This is a genomic window from Streptomyces sp. NPDC034099 (assembly GCF_055575415.1).
The window spans coordinates 384315-400536 of the sequence record NZ_JBVISR010000002.1; the positions used below are offsets into that span (position 1 = coordinate 384315).

General features: G+C 72.0%; 15 protein-coding genes. 1 reads left to right on the forward strand and 14 read right to left on the reverse strand.

Features of this window, described 5'->3' with window-relative positions; translation table 11 throughout:
* Positions 1 to 135: 135 nt before the first annotated feature.
* From obgE to ACZ56V_RS06820, 9 genes are all read right to left on the reverse strand, one after another.
* Complete coding sequence (obgE, locus tag ACZ56V_RS06780; RefSeq protein WP_398910927.1) at positions 136 to 1572, reverse strand: GTPase ObgE; 1437 nt, start codon at positions 1570 to 1572, stop codon at positions 136 to 138.
* A 110-nt stretch (positions 1573 to 1682) separates the two neighbouring features.
* Complete coding sequence (rpmA, locus tag ACZ56V_RS06785; protein WP_003976205.1) at positions 1683 to 1937, reverse strand: 50S ribosomal protein L27; 255 nt, start codon at positions 1935 to 1937, stop codon at positions 1683 to 1685.
* Between the two features lie 14 nt (positions 1938 to 1951).
* A complete protein-coding gene (gene rplU, locus ACZ56V_RS06790; protein ID WP_007449531.1) occupies positions 1952 to 2272 on the reverse strand; it encodes a 50S ribosomal protein L21 in 321 nt (106 codons plus the stop codon).
* A 199-nt stretch (positions 2273 to 2471) separates the two neighbouring features.
* Positions 2472 to 3533: an iron-containing alcohol dehydrogenase family protein gene (locus ACZ56V_RS06795; RefSeq protein ID WP_398910925.1), complete on the reverse strand. Its 1062-nt coding sequence runs from the start codon at positions 3531 to 3533 to the stop codon at positions 2472 to 2474.
* Between the two features lie 139 nt (positions 3534 to 3672).
* Entirely contained in the window at positions 3673 to 7653 is a 3981-nt protein-coding gene (locus ACZ56V_RS06800) for an Rne/Rng family ribonuclease (protein WP_468939867.1), read from the reverse strand.
* Positions 7654 to 7927: 274 nt separating this feature from the next.
* Positions 7928 to 8704, reverse strand: a complete 777-nt coding sequence (locus ACZ56V_RS06805; protein ID WP_052838159.1) for a TIGR03936 family radical SAM-associated protein — start codon at positions 8702 to 8704, stop codon at positions 7928 to 7930.
* 48 nt (positions 8705 to 8752) lie between these two features.
* The gene (locus tag ACZ56V_RS06810) at positions 8753 to 9835 is read right to left on the reverse strand and encodes a hypothetical protein (RefSeq protein WP_467378041.1); all 1083 of its coding nucleotides are present in this window, start codon (positions 9833 to 9835) and stop codon (positions 8753 to 8755) included.
* Between the two features lie 51 nt (positions 9836 to 9886).
* Complete coding sequence (locus tag ACZ56V_RS06815; protein WP_468939872.1) at positions 9887 to 10657, reverse strand: SAM-dependent methyltransferase; 771 nt, start codon at positions 10655 to 10657, stop codon at positions 9887 to 9889.
* 124 nt (positions 10658 to 10781) lie between these two features.
* The gene (locus ACZ56V_RS06820; RefSeq protein ID WP_468940488.1) at positions 10782 to 10922 is read right to left on the reverse strand and encodes a hypothetical protein; all 141 of its coding nucleotides are present in this window, start codon (positions 10920 to 10922) and stop codon (positions 10782 to 10784) included.
* A 49-nt stretch (positions 10923 to 10971) separates the two neighbouring features.
* Between ACZ56V_RS06820 and ACZ56V_RS06825 the strand changes: the two genes are divergently transcribed.
* Positions 10972 to 12534: a recombinase family protein gene (locus ACZ56V_RS06825; RefSeq protein ID WP_468940458.1), complete on the forward strand. Its 1563-nt coding sequence runs from the start codon at positions 10972 to 10974 to the stop codon at positions 12532 to 12534.
* 59 nt (positions 12535 to 12593) lie between these two features.
* Here the strand turns inward: ACZ56V_RS06825 and ACZ56V_RS06830 are convergent, their stop codons facing one another.
* The 5 genes from ACZ56V_RS06830 to ACZ56V_RS06850 form a co-directional block, all read right to left on the reverse strand.
* Positions 12594 to 12719 (reverse strand): hypothetical protein, encoded by a 126-nt coding sequence (locus ACZ56V_RS06830; protein WP_468939875.1) that lies wholly within the window; start codon positions 12717 to 12719, stop codon positions 12594 to 12596.
* On the reverse strand, positions 12716 to 14074 hold the full coding sequence (locus ACZ56V_RS06835) for a replication initiator (RefSeq protein WP_468940460.1): 1359 nt from the start codon (positions 14072 to 14074) through the stop codon (positions 12716 to 12718). Before ACZ56V_RS06835 ends, ACZ56V_RS06830 begins: the two co-directional genes overlap by 4 nt.
* 302 nt (positions 14075 to 14376) lie before the next feature.
* Positions 14377 to 14574 (reverse strand): hypothetical protein, encoded by a 198-nt coding sequence (locus tag ACZ56V_RS06840; RefSeq protein ID WP_136207521.1) that lies wholly within the window; start codon positions 14572 to 14574, stop codon positions 14377 to 14379.
* A complete protein-coding gene (locus ACZ56V_RS06845) occupies positions 14571 to 15872 on the reverse strand; it encodes an FtsK/SpoIIIE domain-containing protein (RefSeq protein WP_398911340.1) in 1302 nt (433 codons plus the stop codon). The genes ACZ56V_RS06840 and ACZ56V_RS06845 overlap by 4 nt, the downstream gene beginning before the upstream one ends.
* Positions 15872 to 16222 (reverse strand): SCO3933 family regulatory protein, encoded by a 351-nt coding sequence (locus ACZ56V_RS06850; protein ID WP_361855384.1) that lies wholly within the window; start codon positions 16220 to 16222, stop codon positions 15872 to 15874. The genes ACZ56V_RS06845 and ACZ56V_RS06850 overlap by 1 nt, the downstream gene beginning before the upstream one ends.

Sequence of the window (16222 nt, forward strand, 5' to 3'; positions counted from 1 at the left end):
TCCTCACAACGTACACACGGCTGCCCGGCGGCGGGTCACGGCCCCGACACACCTGTGTAACCCTGTGCACAGCAAGATGCCGCCCGCGGGACTGTGGTTCCACGGGCGGCCGTGCGCGGTGCTGTCACAGAGGGGTCAGAACGGCTCGAAGCCGTCGAACTCCTGCTGGGCCTCGTCCCGTTCGGCGTCGCGGTCCCGGCGTCGCTGGGCGGCCGGGCGGGGCGCCTCGAAGCGGTGGTCCTCGCCGCGGCGGCCGAGCATCTCGGCGCCCGCCGTGACCGAGGGCTCCCAGTCGAAGACGACCGCGTTGTCCTCGGGGCCGATGGCGATGCCGTCGCCGTTCCGCGCGCCCGCCTTCATCAACCGCTCCTCGACACCGAGGCGGTTGAGCCGGTCGGCGAGGTAGCCGACGGCCTCGTCGTTGCTGAAGTCGGTTTGGCGCACCCAGCGTTCGGGCTTCTCGCCGCGCACCCGGAACAGGCCGTCCTCCTCGCGGGTGACGGTGAAGCCCGCCTCGTCCACGGCCTTGGGCCGGATGACGATCCGGGTGGCCTCCTCCTTGGGCCGGGCGGCACGCGCCGTGGCGACCAGCTCGGCCAGAGCGAAGGACAGCTCCTTCAGGCCCATGTGGGCCACGGCCGACACCTCGAAGACCCGGTAACCGCGCGCCTCCAGGTCCGGCCGGACCATCTCGGCGAGGTCCTTGCCGTCGGGCACGTCGATCTTGTTGAGGACGACGATCCGGGGCCGGTTGTCCAGGCCGCCGTACTCGCGCAGCTCGGCCTCGATGACGTCCAGGTCGGACAGCGGGTCGCGCTCGGACTCCAGCGTCGCCGTGTCCAGGACGTGCACCAGCACGCTGCACCGCTCCACGTGCCGCAGGAACTCCAGGCCCAGGCCCTTGCCCTGGCTGGCGCCGGGGATGAGACCGGGGACGTCGGCGACGGTGTACACGGTCGATCCGGCCGTCACCACGCCCAGGTTGGGCACGAGCGTCGTGAAGGGGTAGTCGGCGATCTTCGGCTTGGCCGCGCTCAGCACGGAGATCAGCGAGGACTTGCCGGCGCTCGGGTAGCCGACCAGCGCCACGTCGGCGACGGTCTTCAGCTCCAGGTGGATGTCCTGGAGGTCGCCGGGCTCGCCGAGCAGCGCGAAACCGGGCGCCTTGCGCCGCGCGGAGGCCAGCGCCGCGTTGCCGAGGCCGCCCCGGCCGCCCTGCGCGGCGACGTAGGAGGTGCCGTGGCCGACCAGGTCGGCGAGCACGTTGCCCGCGCCGTCGAGGACCACGGTGCCGTCCGGTACGGGCAGGACCAGGTCCTGGCCGTCCTTGCCGGAGCGGTTGCCGCCCTCGCCGGGCTTGCCGTTGGTGGCCTTGCGGTGCGGGGAGTGGTGGTAGTCGAGGAGCGTGGTCACCGACTGGTCCACGGTGAGGATCACGTCGCCGCCCCGGCCGCCGTTGCCGCCGTCCGGGCCGCCGAGCGGCTTGAACTTCTCACGGTGGACGGAGGCACAGCCGTGGCCTCCGTTACCCGCGGCGACGTGCAGTTCGACGCGGTCCACGAAGGTGGTCATGGGATGTGCCTCCAGTTACTGCCTACTGCGGGGATGTCTCTTGGGTAACACGCGAAAGGCGGACCCGCTTCCCCTCGGGGAAGTGAGGCCCGCCTCGCGAAAGTGTCCGATCAGGCGACCGGGACGATGTTCACGACCTTGCGGCCACGGTGGGTGCCGAACTGCACCGCACCGGCCTGCAGTGCGAACAGCGTGTCGTCGCCGCCACGGCCGACGCCGGCGCCGGGGTGGAAGTGGGTGCCACGCTGGCGGACCAGGATCTCACCCGCGTTGACGGCCTGACCGCCGAAGCGCTTCACGCCGAGCCGCTGGGCATTCGAGTCGCGACCGTTCCGGGTGGACGATGCGCCCTTCTTGTGTGCCATGTCTCCTCAGTCCCTTACTTCGCAGCCGCGGGGATCTCAGTGACCTTGATCGCCGTGTACTGCTGGCGGTGGCCCTGACGACGGCGGTAGCCGGTCTTGTTCTTGTAGCGCAGAATGTCGATCTTCTGGCCCTTGTGGTGGTCCACGACCTCGGCCTGGACCTTGATGCCGGCCAGCACCCACGGGTCGCTGGTCACAGCGTCGCCGTCAACCACGAGCAGGGTCGAGAGCTCGACCGTGTCGCCGACCTGGGCGGTGGAAATCTTGTCAACCTCAACGATGTCGCCGACAGCAACCTTGTGCTGGCGACCACCGCTGCGCACGATGGCGTACACGCGGATCTCACTCTCTCGCTCGGAACGGCACCCCCGCAGTCCAGCCACCCGGTGACACACGGACAGCCTCTCCCGGCCGGGGCCCGCGAGGGCCCGCACCCGGAAGGAAAGAGGTTTACGGGGATGTGACGCGTCAGTCGACACGCCGACGGTCAAGATTACGGGGCCGCACGACAGGGGTCAAACCGGGCCCCCGGCGTCAGCCGGAGACGGCTGCGACGTACTCGGCGTACGCCTCCCCCGCCCGCGCGGGCGACAGGTCGAGGTGCTCCAGGATCGTGTACCGGCCGGGCCGGGTCTGCGGCGCGAAGCCCACGGCCCGCACGAACTCCGCGTCGTCGAACCCGATCTCCCGGGCCACCACCGGCAGCCCGTGCCGGCGCAGTGTGTCCGCCATCAGCAGGGCACCCTCCCGGTCGCCGCGCAGGTACGTCGCGAAGGCCGCCCCGATGCCCACCTGCTCGCCGTGGCTGGCCGCGCGCCGGGGATACAGCAGGTCGAGGGCGTGGCTGATCTCGTGGCAGGCGCCGGACGAGGGACGGGTGTGCCCGGCGATGGTCATGGCGACGCCGGACAGCACCAGGCCCTCGGTGAGCACGGTCAGGAACGCGTCGTCGCCGCAGCCTCCCGGGTGGCGCAGCACGGCCTGTCCGGCCTGCCGGGCGAGGGCGGCGGCGAGGCCGTCGACCTTCTCGCCGTTGACCCGGTGGGCCAGCTCCCAGTCGGCGACCGCGGAGACGTTGGAGACGGCGTCGCCGATCCCGGAGCGCACGAAGCGGATCGGCGCCTCGCGGATCACCGCGAGGTCGACGACGAGCGCGATGGGCGTCGGCACGCCGTAGGAGCCGCGGCCCGCGTCGTTGTCGAGGATCGAGACCGGCGAGCAGATGCCGTCGTGGGACAGGTTGGTGGCCACGGCGACCATGGGCAGGCCCACCCGGGCCGCGGCGAACTTGGCGCAGTCGATGACCTTGCCGCCGCCGAGTCCCACGACCGCGTCGTAGCGGCCCGACTTCACGCCGTCGGCCAGCCGCACCGCGTCGTCGATGGTGCCGCCGCCGACCTCGAACCAGTGGGCGCCGGGCAGGGACGGCTCCAGCCGCCGGCGCAGCCGTGCCCCCGAGCCGTCGCTGATCGCCACGGCCAGCTTCCCGGACTGCGAGATCCGCTGGTCCGCGAGGACGCTCGCCAGGTCGTCCAGGGCGCCCGGCCGGACGTCCACGACGAGCGGCGAGGGGATGAGCCTCGTCAGTACCGGCACGCGGTCTCCTCTCCTCGCCCGTCACCGCGGCGACGCGGCTGTCGTTGATGATGCGCCCGGCAAGGCCCGGGGAAACGTGCGGCCCCGTCCGGGCGGAATCCCTCCGGACGGGGCCACACGTTTCGGGACGGGTGCCGGATCAGCCCTCGTCGGTGGCGGCCGTGACCGACGACGGTGCCTGCTGGGCGGCCGCCGCGGTCTTCTTCGACGCCGTCTTCTTGGCCGTGGCCTTCTTGGCGGTCGTCGTCTTGGCCGCCTTCTTGGCGGTGGCCTTCTTCGCGGTCGTCGTCTTCTTGGCCGCGGTCTTCTTGGTGGCGGCCTTCTTCGCCGTCGCCTTCTTGGCCGTCTTGCGGGCCGCCGCCTTCTTGGCCGGTGCGGCCTCGGCGTCGGTCTGCTCGTCGGCCTGCCCGTCCGCGTCCTCCGCCGGGGCCGACGGGACGACCACGACGGCCGCCTCCTCGGACGCGGTGGACGTGGTGGGCTTGCGCACCGCACGGCGCCGCGGACGGGCCGGGGCGGCGCTCTCGGCCACCTCGGCGGCGACCGGGGCTTCAGGCGCCTGCTCCGGCTGCTCGGGCTGCTCGGACACCGTGGTCTCCGGGACCGTCAGTACGGCGGCCTCGGCGCCCTCGGGCGAACCGGCCGGTGCGGACACCTTCCGGGTGGCCCGACGGCGGGTACGGCCCTTGGGCGCGGCCTCCTCCGGCGCGGGCGCCGACGCCTCGGACGGAGCCGGGGCCGGGGCACCGGAGACCGCGTCCTCGACGGCGGCGGGCTCGGCCAGCACCTCGGCGGCGGGCTCGCGCCGCACGGGACGCTCGACCTCCTCCCGCACCGTGACGTCCTGCGCGGTCGGCGCCTCGGCGGGCGCGGACTCGGCCTTCGCGGCCTCGCCCTTCGCGGCCTTCGGCGCACCGGCCGGGGCGGACGCCCGACGGCTCGCCCGACGGCGGCCACGACCACGCGTGGCGGCGGCCTCGGCCTCGGCGGCGCTGCTGTACAGCTCCTCGTCCGCGCTGAAGTCGGGCGCCGGGAGAGCGACCGGCTCGGCCACCTCGGCGGCCACCTCGGACTCGGACTCGGTGTCCGCCTCCTGCTCCGCCGTCGGGCCGGTCTCGACCCCGGCGACGGCCTCGTGCTCGTGCGACTGCTCGCCGCCGGCCCGGGCCCGCTTGCGGCGCTTGCCACCGCCGCCGCCCGCGGCGGACGTCGGCTGGTCGAGGTGGACGATGACACCGCGGCCGTTGCAGTGGACGCAGGTCTCCGAGAAGGACTCCAGCAGGCCCTGCCCGACCCGCTTGCGGGTCATCTGCACCAGGCCCAGCGAGGTCACCTCGGCGACCTGGTGCTTGGTCCGGTCCCGGCCCAGGCACTCCAGCAGGCGCCGCAGCACCAGGTCCCGGTTGGACTCCAGCACCATGTCGATGAAGTCGATGACGATGATGCCGCCGAGGTCGCGCAGCCTGAGCTGGCGCACGATCTCCTCGGCCGCCTCCAGGTTGTTCCTGGTGACCGTCTCCTCGAGGTTGCCACCCTGACCGGTGAACTTTCCGGTGTTGACGTCGATGACGACCATCGCCTCGGTCCGGTCGATCACCAGCGAACCGCCGCTGGGCAGCCAGACCTTGCGGTCCAGCGCCTTGGCCAGCTGCTCGTCGATCCGGTACGTGGCGAAGACGTCGACCTCGCTGGTCCACTTGGACAGCCGCTCGGCGAGGTCCGGCGCCACGTGGGACACGTAGCCGTGGATGGTCTGCCAGGCGTCGTCGCCGCTGACGACGACCTTGGAGAAGTCCTCGTTGAAGATGTCCCGCACGACCCGGACGGTCATGTCCGGCTCGCCGTAGAGCAGCGAGGGCGCGTTCGAGCTGCCGCCGCTCTTCGCCTTCTTCTGGATGTCCTCCCACTGCGCCTGGAGCCGCTCGACGTCGCGGCGCAGCTCGTCCTCGCTGGCGCCCTCGGCGGCGGTGCGCACGATGACGCCCGCGTCCTCGGGGACGATCTTCTTCAGGATCGTCTTCAGCCGGGACCGCTCGGTGTCGGGCAGCTTGCGGCTGATGCCGGTCATCGAGCCCTCGGGCACGTAGACCAGGTAGCGGCCGGGCAGCGAGACCTGGCTGGTCAGGCGGGCGCCCTTGTGACCGATCGGGTCCTTGGTGACCTGCACCAGGACCGGCTGGCCGGACTTGAGGGCGGACTCGATGCGGCGCGGGCCGTTGGCCATGCCCAGCGCCTCGAAGTTGACCTCACCGGCGTACAGGACGGCGTTGCGGCCCTTGCCGATGTCGATGAAGGCGGCCTCCATCGACGGCAGCACGTTCTGCACCTTGCCGAGGTAGACGTTGCCGACGTACGAGGTGGCCTGCTCCTTGTTGACGTAGTGCTCGACGAGCACCCCGTCCTCCAGGACGCCGATCTGGGTGCGCTCGCCGTGCTGGCGGACGACCATGACGCGCTCGACGGCCTCGCGGCGGGCCAGGAACTCGGCCTCGGTGATGATCGGCACGCGCCGGCGGCCCTGCTCGCGGCCCTCCCGGCGGCGCTGCTTCTTGGCCTCCAGGCGGGTCGAGCCCTTGATGGACTGCACCTCGTCGGACGGCTCGCTCTTCTCCCGCGCGGGCCGCGGCTCGCGGACCTTGACGACGGTGCGCTCGGGGTCGTCGGAGGAGGACTCGGCCTCCCCGGAGCCGTCCCCGGCCCGGCGGCGACGGCGACGGCGGCGCCGGCTGCTGCTGGAACCGCCCTCGCCGGCGGCGTCCTCGCCCTCCTCGGCCTCCTCGTCCGCCTCCTCGGCGGTGTCCGAAGCGTCCTGATCGGCCCGGTCGCCCTGATCGGCGGCGGTGTGCTCGGCCTCGCCGTCCGTCAGGTCGCCGTCGGCGGCATCACCCCGGCGGCGGCGACGGCCGCCCCGGCGACGGCGACGGCGCGAGCCGGACTCCTCGTAGCCCTCGGCGTCGTCGTGGTCCTCGTGGTCCTCGTGGTCCTCGTCGGCCTCGGACTCGGGCTCGGGCTCGGGCTCGGGCTCCGCGTCGGCCTCTGCCTGGGGCTCGGCCTGGGTGACGGCGGCGGTGGCCCGCTCCTCGGCGGCCTCCTCGGCGGCGGCACCCCGGCGCTTGCGGCGGCGACGCGATCCGGCGGGCTGCTCCTCCGGGGCCTCCGCGCTCTCCTCGACCGGCTTCGCCGGCTCCGCACCGGCCGCCTCGGCGGCGGCCTCGGCCGCGGCGCGCTCGGGCGTCTGGAACTGGGGCTCGGCGAACACGGGCGCCTGGAACACGGCGACCGCGGGACGCGACGGGCGCTTGGGCGCCTCCGCCTCGTCGGACGCCGCGGCGGTCTGCGCCGGGGCGGCGAAACCGGTGGCGGCCTTGCGGGTGGACCGGCGGCGCGCACGACGCGGCGCGGCCTCCTCACCGGACTCGGCGCTCTCCACGGGCGCGGCGGTCTCGGCGGGCGCGGCGGTCTTCGTAGCCTTCGCGGGCTCGGGGGCCGCGGCGGCCTCCGGCGCGCTCGCTTCGGCGGTGGCCTCGGCGGGCGTCTCGGCCGGGGCGGTCACGCGGCGCGTGGCACGCCGACGGGTCCGGCCCTTGGGCGCGGCGCTCTCGGCCTCGGTCTCCTCCGTCTCGGCCTCGGCGGGCTCGGTGACGGTCGGCTCGGCGGCGGGCTCCACGGCGGCCGATTCGCCGGCCGGGCTCACGCTGCGCGTGGCACGACGGCGGGTACGCCCCTTGGGCGCGGCGGTCTCGGTGGTCTCGGCCACCTCGACGGGCTCCTCGGCCTGCGCCGGTGCCTCGGCGGCGGGGGCCGCGGGCACGACGGTCTCGGCCGCCTCCGCCGCCTCGGGAGCCCCGGCGGGCGCGGAGGCACGGCGTACGGCACGGCGCCGCGGCCGGACGGGAGCAGCGGGCTCCGCAGCCGGCTCGGGGGCCTCGACCACCTCGGCGGGGGCCGCCTCGGCCGGTGCGACGGTCTCCGCCGACGCCTCGGCGGCACCGGACGGCGGACCCGCCGGGCGGGACGCGGCCCTGCGCCGACGGCGCGGCGGCAGGGTGTCGCTGGGGGTGTTCGCTTCGGAGTCCGTCGAAGCGGTCGACGACTCGGTGGGTTCGGTCGGTTCGAGCATGCGGGGGTTTCTCCCGTCAGGCTCCCGGGCGCCGCGCCTGGTCCGGCATCGACATGTCGACCGCCGGTGACGTCCGCGGCTCGCGCGGTGCGCGGTCGCCGCCGTCCGGGGCGCGGGCGCCGCTCGGAAGCTCATCCGTGTCTTGTCTCGCCGGTTCCGTACCCCTTGTCGTGCACGGCCTGGCGAAAGTCTTGTGGTCGGTGCGCTGCCCGACCCAGGTGGCTCCCGAGTTCGAGGGCGGCGCTACGACGTCCGTCCCGACGCGGAACCTTCCTTACGCCGGCGCCTTCGCGGCGGCGGAAGCGGCGGCCGGATGCGGCACGGGCGCTTCTGCCTCGCGGTCGGGCGCGAGCGGGTCGGTCACCGCACCGGTCTCTTCATCGAACAGCCCCTGCGCCAGCCTGGTCACCGCTGCGGGGACCGGCGGCGCCAGGTCGGCCACGGCGCGAAGACCGGACAGGACGTCGTCGGGTCGTACGGCAGGCGTCACGTGCCGAACAACCAGCCGCAGTATCGCACAGGGCCGGTCGGTCGGCCTATCAGCCGGTGAACCGTGCGTGGTGACGCTCTCCAGGTGCGCGACGGCGGAGCGGGTGTCGAAGGTGCGCACGCCGTTCTTCGTACGGCGCTGCACCTCCACCGCCGGGGCCGCGTTGAACGCCGCGACGGCGGCTTCGGCCTCGGCGGACTCCACCCCGTCCAGCCGCAGCTCCCACACGGAGGCCGTCAGCCGGTCGGCGAGCCCGGAGGTCCGGGCCTCGACCGCCTCGACGACGTCGAGCCCGGCGGGCAGCGACTCGTCGAGGAGCAGCCGCAGCCGCTCCGGATCGCGCGCTTCGGTGAGCGCGATCTCCAGGTACTCCGCCTCACTGCCCGTGCCGGTGGGTGCGGCATTGGCGTACGACACCTTCGGGTGCGGAGTGAACCCCGCCGAGTACGCCATCGGCACCTCGGCGCGGCGCAGCGCACGCTCGAAGGCGCGCTGGAAGTCACGGTGGCTGGTGAACCGGAGGCGGCCGCGCTTGGTGTAACGCAGTCGGATGCGCTGCACCGCGGGAACGGGCGGCGGGCCTACGGGCTGTCGCTTGCCCAGTGTCGTTCAGTCCTTCGTGAGAGCGGTCGTACTACTACCAAGAGTACGTGCCTCGGCGGCGGATGGTTCCCGCCCGTCCACCGGCCGCCGCCCGGCGGGGCCCCCGAAGAGCATCCGGCGCACATCGGCGCGGGCCTGCCGTACGGACAGCCGGGCCGAGGCCAGCGCCTGCCGGGCCGCCCGCCCCGCGACGCGCCCCGCCTCGGCGAGGGGCCGCAGGACGGCGTCCCGCACGGCGTGCCCCACCGGGGTCAGCACGCTCCGGTACACCCAGCGCGCCGGTTCGGCCACGGTCCACCGCAGGACGGTGCCGAGGAACCGCCCGACGGCGCGCGAGAGGTGCCCGGCGATCCGCCAGGCGTGCCCGAGGGCGTCCGCCACTTCCCGGCCGACGACGGAGAGGGCCCGGCCGACCGGGGTGAGCACCCACCGCCACACGGCGAGGGCCGGCAGCACCAGCAGCACCCGGACAGTCCAGTACAGAACGAACCCGAGCCCGGTGACGACCAGCCCCACACCCCGCGCCACCTGCCTGCCGCACCAGACGAGCCCCCTGCCGCACCAGGCAAGCGCGTGCCCGACCGGCGTCAGCAGCCACCGGTACAACCACGCCGCCGGTACGACGAGCAGGTACCGCCCGAGCCACGCCAGACCGGCGTACAGCCCGCGCCCGATCGCCGCGAGCACCACGCCCACCCGGGTGAAGAACCAGGCGAGCCCGTGCCCGACCGGAGTCAGCACCCACCGGTAGAGCCACACCGCCGGCACCACGAGCAGCACCTGCCCCAGCCACCCCACGCCCTTGGCGAGCGGCACGACGACGTACCGCCACAGCCCGACCAGCGGCCACACGAAGACGGCCCGCCCGAGCCACGCCAGCGCCCGCCCGACGGGACGCAGCACCGTGTCCCGCAGGAACCGCCCCACGACGACCAGCGCGTCCCACACGATGCGCACCGGCACGACCAGCACCAGCACCACGATCCGCACCGGAATCCGGACCGCCACGGCCAGGCACCCCTCGGCGTCCGACCGGCGCACCGGCTCTTCCCGCGGCCCCGCGTCGGGCGCCTTCTCCAGATCCACCATGCTCACAAGGACGCCGCGGGACCCCGTTCGGATCCCGCGGCGTCCTCACACTCAGGCCCTGGAGACCGGCACCAGAGTCAGATACGTGATGCCGAGGACGTTGCGGTAGCCGTTGACCCAGGACGACCGCTGGCCGTCGACTCGCTCCCGGGTCTCGGCGGCAAGGGGATGGTCCGGGTGTGTGGCGAGCCAGAGCTCCGTGTCATGGCGGTACCCGGACTCGAACTCCTCCCACTCCTCCCTGCTCGCCGACTCGATCCAGGCCGGCCGGAAGCCCGACGCGACGGCGAGGTCGACCAGCGGACCGAGCTCCAGGTGATCGCCCGCGCGCGCCCCTGGCCACATCGCCGCGAGTTCCGTCTCCGACGGAAGGCGCTCCCAGAAGCCCTCGCCGAGTACGACCCGGCCGCCCGGCCGGACCAGGCGGCGCAGCTCGCGCAGCACGACACCGGGATCGTACGGCTGCCCCGGGTCGCACAGCGCCTGGCCGGCTCCCAGGCAGAGCACCACGTCCACGGGTCCGCGTGCCGTGCCGAGCGCCGACTCCTCCACGAACTCGACCCGATCGGCGAGCCCGCGTTCCCTCGCGAGGCCCCTGCCCCTGGCCAGGTCTTCGGCGTTGATGTCCATGCCCACGCCCGTCGCCCCGGGGACGGACTCCAGGACACGGAGCAGCAGTTCGCCCCAGCCGCAGCCGATGTCGAGGACGGTCGCGGGCGAGGCGGCGGCGAGCCGCGCGACCATGCGCCCGGCGCGGTCCTCGGAAAACGGCCCGTGGAACATCAGACCGCCGAGACGCGGGGGAAGACCGGAAGCTGTCATGCGACGGACGGTAGTTCCCCCCGAGCGGCATGCCGACCCATTTAACTGCGGCCCGTCCGCACCCGGACCTGCGGGCGCGGACGGGCCGCATCGACTCGTCGGCCGTACACGGGACTCCCCGTGTTCAGCCGGTCGGAGCGCTGTTCTTGACCGTCAGCGGCAGCAGCTTCTTGCCGGTCGGACCGACCTGGATCTCGGTGTCCATGGCCGGGCATATGGAAAAACGCTTAAAACTGTCCGCGAACTGCGCCACGCTGTCTGACATGAGGAAACGAGGACAGCGCCGACTCGCGGCAGACCGAGCGGCCTACAGCGTGGAAGCCGAGTGGACCGAGGCCGACCTTGCCCTGTTGGAGGAGCTCAAGCGGGCTGAGGCCCTACTCCCCCAGGACGCACCCCGGGCGCTCTTATCCATCCGCTTGTCCGTACTGACGGACGACACGACGTCGCCGGTACGGCAGGAGCTCGATCTCCGCATCCTGGCAAGGGAGCGCGGGAGTCGAGTCGTCGGCGTCGCCTCCGACCTGAACGTGTCGGCGACGAAGGTTCCGCCGTGGAAGCGGAAGGAGCTCGGGGAGTGGCTGAACAACCGCTCCCCTGAGTTCGACGAGCTCCTGTTCTGGAAGCTCGACCGCTTCGTACGGCGTCTCTCCGATCTCTCGACGATGATCGAGTGGAGCCTGAAGCGCGGGAAGAACCTGGTCTCGAAGAACGACAGCCTTGACCTTACGACGACCGCCGGAAAGATCATGGTCACGATCATCGGCGGCATTGCCGAGATCGAGGCGGCCAACACCTCGACCCGCGTCGCGAGCCTGTGGGACTACGCGAAGTCGCAGGAAGACTGGATCATCGGGAAGCCGGCGTACGGCTACGTCACGGACGAGGACGACACGGGGAAGGTCGTTCTCGTCATCGATCCCGAGGCGGCCAAGGCCCTGCACTGGGCCCGACGCATGGCGCTTCGGGGACGCTCCGCCGGGTTCATGGTGCGCTGCTTGAAGCGGTCCGGCCTGATGACCCAAGGGCTCACCGTGGCAACGCTCCACCGACGCCTACGCAACCCTGCGCTCCTCGGCTATCGGGTAGAAGAGGACAGGAACGGCGGGCAGCGACGATCGAAGCCGCTCCTCGGCAAGGACGGCAGGCCGATCAAAGTCGCCCCTCCCCTCTTTACCGAGGAGGAGTTCGAGACCCTCGGCGCCGCTCTCGACAAGCGCAAGAAGAATCAGCCGCCGCGTCGTGTCGGAGGAGCGACACAGTTCCTCGGCGTCCTGCTGTGCGCCGACTGCAAGACGAACATGACCGTGCAGATCACGAACAACACGCACGGGACGTACCAGTACCTGCGGTGCCGCAACTGTAAGAGCGGCGGCCTCGGAGCGCCCAACCCCGAGCGGGTCTACGAGCGCCTGGTGCAGGACGTACTCAAGGTCCTCGGAGACTTCCCCGTGCAGGTCCGCCAGTACGCAGAGGGCGCCGAGGCTCGCAAGGAGATCAAGCGCCTTCAAGAGACCATCGCGCTGTACATGAAGGATCTCGAACCCGGGGGTCGGTACACGAAGACGCGGTTCACGAAGGAGCAGGCGGAAGCGACGCTGGACAAGCTCATCGGCGAACTCGAAACGATCGACCCCGAGACAGCAAAGGATCGATGGGTTAACGTCCACGGCGGCAAGACGTTCCGTGAGCACTGGCAGGAAGGCGGCATGGAGGCCATGTCCGCGGACCTGTACCGGGTCGGAATCCGCTGCGAGGTGACCCGCACGAAGGTGCCGAAGGTCCGAGCCCCGAAGGTGCACCTCCGCCTACTGATCCCGAAGGACGTACGCGAGCGACTCGTGATCCGAGAGGACGACTTCGCGCAAGCCTTCTGATCCAGCCCGCGCACGAACGAAGCCGCCTTCCCGGCATCTGAGGGAGGCGGCTTCGTCGTCTACTCGAACCATGCAGCAGGGTCAAACGGTTCTTCCGCACCGTCCTCACCCACAATCACAATCTCGCTGTCGATCAGAGGCATCGCTTCGTCGTTCGCAGGCTCAGGCTTGGGCAGCGGAGTCATCGGCCCCACCCCCCCTGTTGGCTGGCTTCTGCGCTGAGTCGCCGACACTCCGCGAGGTCTTCAGCGACTCCGGCGGCTATGAGGGCAGCGCCGGGGGTGTGGCCCGAGCCGATGTAGCGCCAGTGCGCGTCTGTGATCGCGTCGGGGATGTCGGTGTGGCCGACGTGGTGGGCTCGTTCGGCACGTAGTGCGGCGTAGGTCGTGGAGTAGACGCGGGATTTCGTGAGGATGTGACCCCGGTAGCCGAGGGTGTGGGTCCAGGTACGCAGGCGTAGCGGTGCGTATTCGGGGAGGCCACCGAGTCGCCAACAGGTGTGCATGAGGGCACGGACGTGTCGGCTGACGGGGGCCGTGTCGATGTCGTCCCTGGTGGTGACCTTATGGTCGGTGCCGGCGCCGGTCTCGTCGGTGCCTTTGGTCACGTACTTCGCGACGTACGCGGCCACGGCGTCGTCGTCGGGGCCGTCACCGTCGGCGTGCAGGGCACGGACGTCGGTCTGTATGCCCCAGCTCAGTTCCAGTTCGCCTACGGCTGGGCTGTAGGGAGTGTGGACGGTCACCCGCTTGGCGGAGGCGTGCACGGCGCGGGTGAGCCGATCCGTTGTGCCCCAGGCCGGGGGATCGTCGGCGGGACCGTCCGGCCCGTCGAGGCGAACCACGGCATGCACGTGGACGGCCGCCCGCTTCTGGTACTCGGCGATGCGCGCGAACGACAGCCGGGCGTGCCGGGCGAAGCGGGATTGCACGATGCCCGCCGAGGAGGCGAGGCGCCGCCGGACGTCGATGACGAACCGGTCCCACAGCTTGGCAGCGTGCGCGTGCCACAGGACGTGTGCGGTGTAGTCGTAGCAGTCCGGGCAGAGGGGCTGTCCGACAGCGGGGGCGTCGGGGGCGTGGACGGTGTGGCAGCCGAGGGGACGGCCGTGCTCGCAGGCGCCGCCGTCACGGCGAGGGCGGCAGGTCTGCCCCGCACGGTGGACCGCTCCGAAGGAGGGAGCGGTCAGGGTGGCGAAGAGACGTGGCCGGGTGCGAACAGTGGCGGGAACGTTCTTGCCGCCCATGAGACCGGCGCGAACCAGGTGGAACGTGTCGCCCGCGTGTAGTCGGGAGCAGGCGGGGCACACGGTCGCCCGGCGGTTGCGGCAGCGGACCAGAAGGCGTTCGCCGGGTTCGTTGCGGGTGTCGTAGTGGCGGAGGATTTCGCCGGTTGTGCCGTCCAGGGTGGTGGTGGAGCCGGAGAGGTGGACGGGGTGGGCGCAGCCGCCGGTTGCGGTGATCTGTTGCAGCCAGCGGGGGAAGTCGGGGTCTTGGGCGATGCGGAGGGCGTCTCGGTCGACTTCGGGGAGCTGACGCAGGCGCGCCGCTTGGTCGAGGGCAGCGCGCCTGTCAGCCGGGGTGGTGGGGTGCGGGGTGATGGTGGTGACCTTCCGGGGTGGGCCGCCGCAGCGGCACGGGTGGTGGGTGGTGGCGCGTCATCCGTCATGGGGATCACTCCTGATCGGGTGCTGAGTCGTGGGGGTCGTTGGTCAGCGGATGGTTCCGGTGCCCCGGCAGACGCGGCAGCGGCGCAGTCGTCCGGTCCAGGTCTTGCGTGCTCCGTCGCCCTTGCAGTGGGTGCACCTCACGCGGCGCATCGTCATGGAGGGGTCCTTGTCTCTCAGGTGTGGGAGAAGCCGCTGACGGCCCACGTGACGAAGCCGTGGATGGTGAACAGGACGGGGGTCTGGCCGAGGTAGAGGCCGAAGAGGCCGACGCAGACCGCCTCCCAGCCGCGTACGTCGCGGGAGCGGACGAGGAGGACGGTGATGATCCCGAAGACCACCGCGAACGTGAACGCCGTACCTTCGCTGATCACTTGACGTCTCCTTCCAGCGCCACCAGGGCGCGCTCTACAGCCGGGAGTTCGGGGGCCATGCCGGAGTGCTTCCGGGCCGTGGCCACGGCCTCATCCGTGGGGGTGAGGTGGGAGCGGGCACGGGCCCAGCCCCCGTCCGGTCCGGTGCACACGGCCACACCGCGTTCCTGAGCCGTGATCGCCTGTGCGACCGCCACGGCGTCCTTGTTGAGGTCGCCCAACGTCATTTCTGCGGTGCCGGGGTCGTTGACGCGGTGGCAGATCCGGCCGCCGAGCTGGGCGCGCAGGGCGGTGACGCCTGGGCCGAGGTCGGATCCGACGCGTTGGCCGGCAACCACCAGGTGCAGGCCGAGCGCGGCACCGAGCTGCGCCAGCCGCAGCAGGAGCGTGGAGCACTGCTCTGCTTCCGCCTTGCTCTGCCGCGTGCCGTCGGACAGGTACAGCTCCGCGATCTCGTCCACCAGCACCACGACCGGCACCGGACGGAGCTTGTCCGGCAGCTCCCAGACGGACCGGACCCCAGCCGTGCGGCAGTCGCTCATGCGCTCCTGCATGTCGACCACCAGGGCCGTCAGCACGGCAACTGCTTCGCGCCTCGATGTGGCGAGCGCGCTCAACCGGTCGGCGAAGAGACCGAGTTCCATGCCGCCCTTGCAGTCGATGCCGACCAGCGCGACGGGTTGCGGTGCGAGCTGCGTGATGACCCGGGCGAGCAGGGTCGACTTGCCCGAGCGGGTGGCCCCCGCGATGAGCCAGTGCGGGACCAAACGCAGGTTCATCACCCACGCCCCGCCCGTTTCCAACGCCCCGATCAGCGCCGAGAGCAGTTCCGCCGGAGCGCTCGCTAACCCGGGCCGCTCCAACGGGTCTGTGGCCGTGGCGGTCAGCAGCACCAGGCCGCGTTCCGGCGAGGTCACCCGCACGGCGTGGACCTTCCACGCGTGGACCAGCGCGTCAGCCGCCTGCATGTAGGTAGCCGGGGTCTGGCCCGCGTGCAGCCGCACCACCACCGTCAGCCCCATACGGGTCGCTCGTGGGAAGGAAATCCGCGGAGCCACCGGCCGCACCGGATCACCCTTGACCAGCAGATGCCCGACCAGCGTGCGGGCCGGGAGCCGGGACACGGCGAGGTCGTTGAGCAGGGCGACCCGCCGCCAGGTCGACGCCACCCGCCACGCGGTCACCGGGTATCCGGTGAGGTACCAGTGCCAGGCCGGACGGTGGCGGCGCACCAGGTCACCGACGACCAGCAGCCAGGCCACCACCGCCAGGGCGAAGGCGATCAGGATCGGTTCCATCAGGCGTCACCACCCTTGCCGTGCGCCGTCGCCGTGGCGGGGACGGGGGTGATGGCGTCGGCGCGGAAGCTGACGCCGTGCCGGTCGCCCATCGACCAGGCGAACGCCGTCAGGCCGGTCACCTTGACGATCTGGCCCTCTTGGATGCCCTTCGGTTCGCCGCTCACGGCGATCTCGATGACGGAGATCCGCCGCCGGTCCTGCCGCACGGTCACGGCGACGGTGTAGACCGGGTTGCCGTCCCGGTCCTTCTTCACCTCCTGTGTCTCGGGGTTGCTGAGCTTTGCTTCCGGCGCGATGGCGCAGCGCAGTACGCCGAGCCGCGTCGTGTCCACGGGAATGGACTGCAT

Excerpts from the sequence above, each read along its gene's own strand:
- obgE (WP_398910927.1), bottom strand. The coding sequence starts at position 1,572 with ATGACCACCTTCGTGGACCGCGTCGAACTGCACGTCGCCGCGGGTAAC.
- ACZ56V_RS06800 (WP_468939867.1), bottom strand. The coding sequence starts at position 7,653 with ATGCTCGAACCGACCGAACCCACCGAGTCGTCGACCGCTTCGACGGAC.
- rpmA (WP_003976205.1), bottom strand. The coding sequence starts at position 1,937 with ATGGCACACAAGAAGGGCGCATCGTCCACCCGGAACGGTCGCGACTCG.
- ACZ56V_RS06820 (WP_468940488.1), bottom strand. The coding sequence starts at position 10,922 with ATGTCAGACAGCGTGGCGCAGTTCGCGGACAGTTTTAAGCGTTTTTCC.
- ACZ56V_RS06845 (WP_398911340.1), bottom strand. The coding sequence starts at position 15,872 with ATGGAACCGATCCTGATCGCCTTCGCCCTGGCGGTGGTGGCCTGGCTG.
- ACZ56V_RS06810 (WP_467378041.1), bottom strand. The coding sequence starts at position 9,835 with ATGGTGGATCTGGAGAAGGCGCCCGACGCGGGGCCGCGGGAAGAGCCG.
- ACZ56V_RS06815 (WP_468939872.1), bottom strand. The coding sequence starts at position 10,657 with ATGACAGCTTCCGGTCTTCCCCCGCGTCTCGGCGGTCTGATGTTCCAC.
- ACZ56V_RS06830 (WP_468939875.1), bottom strand. The coding sequence starts at position 12,719 with ATGACTCCGCTGCCCAAGCCTGAGCCTGCGAACGACGAAGCGATGCCT.
- ACZ56V_RS06850 (WP_361855384.1), bottom strand. The coding sequence starts at position 16,222 with ATGCAGTCCATTCCCGTGGACACGACGCGGCTCGGCGTACTGCGCTGC.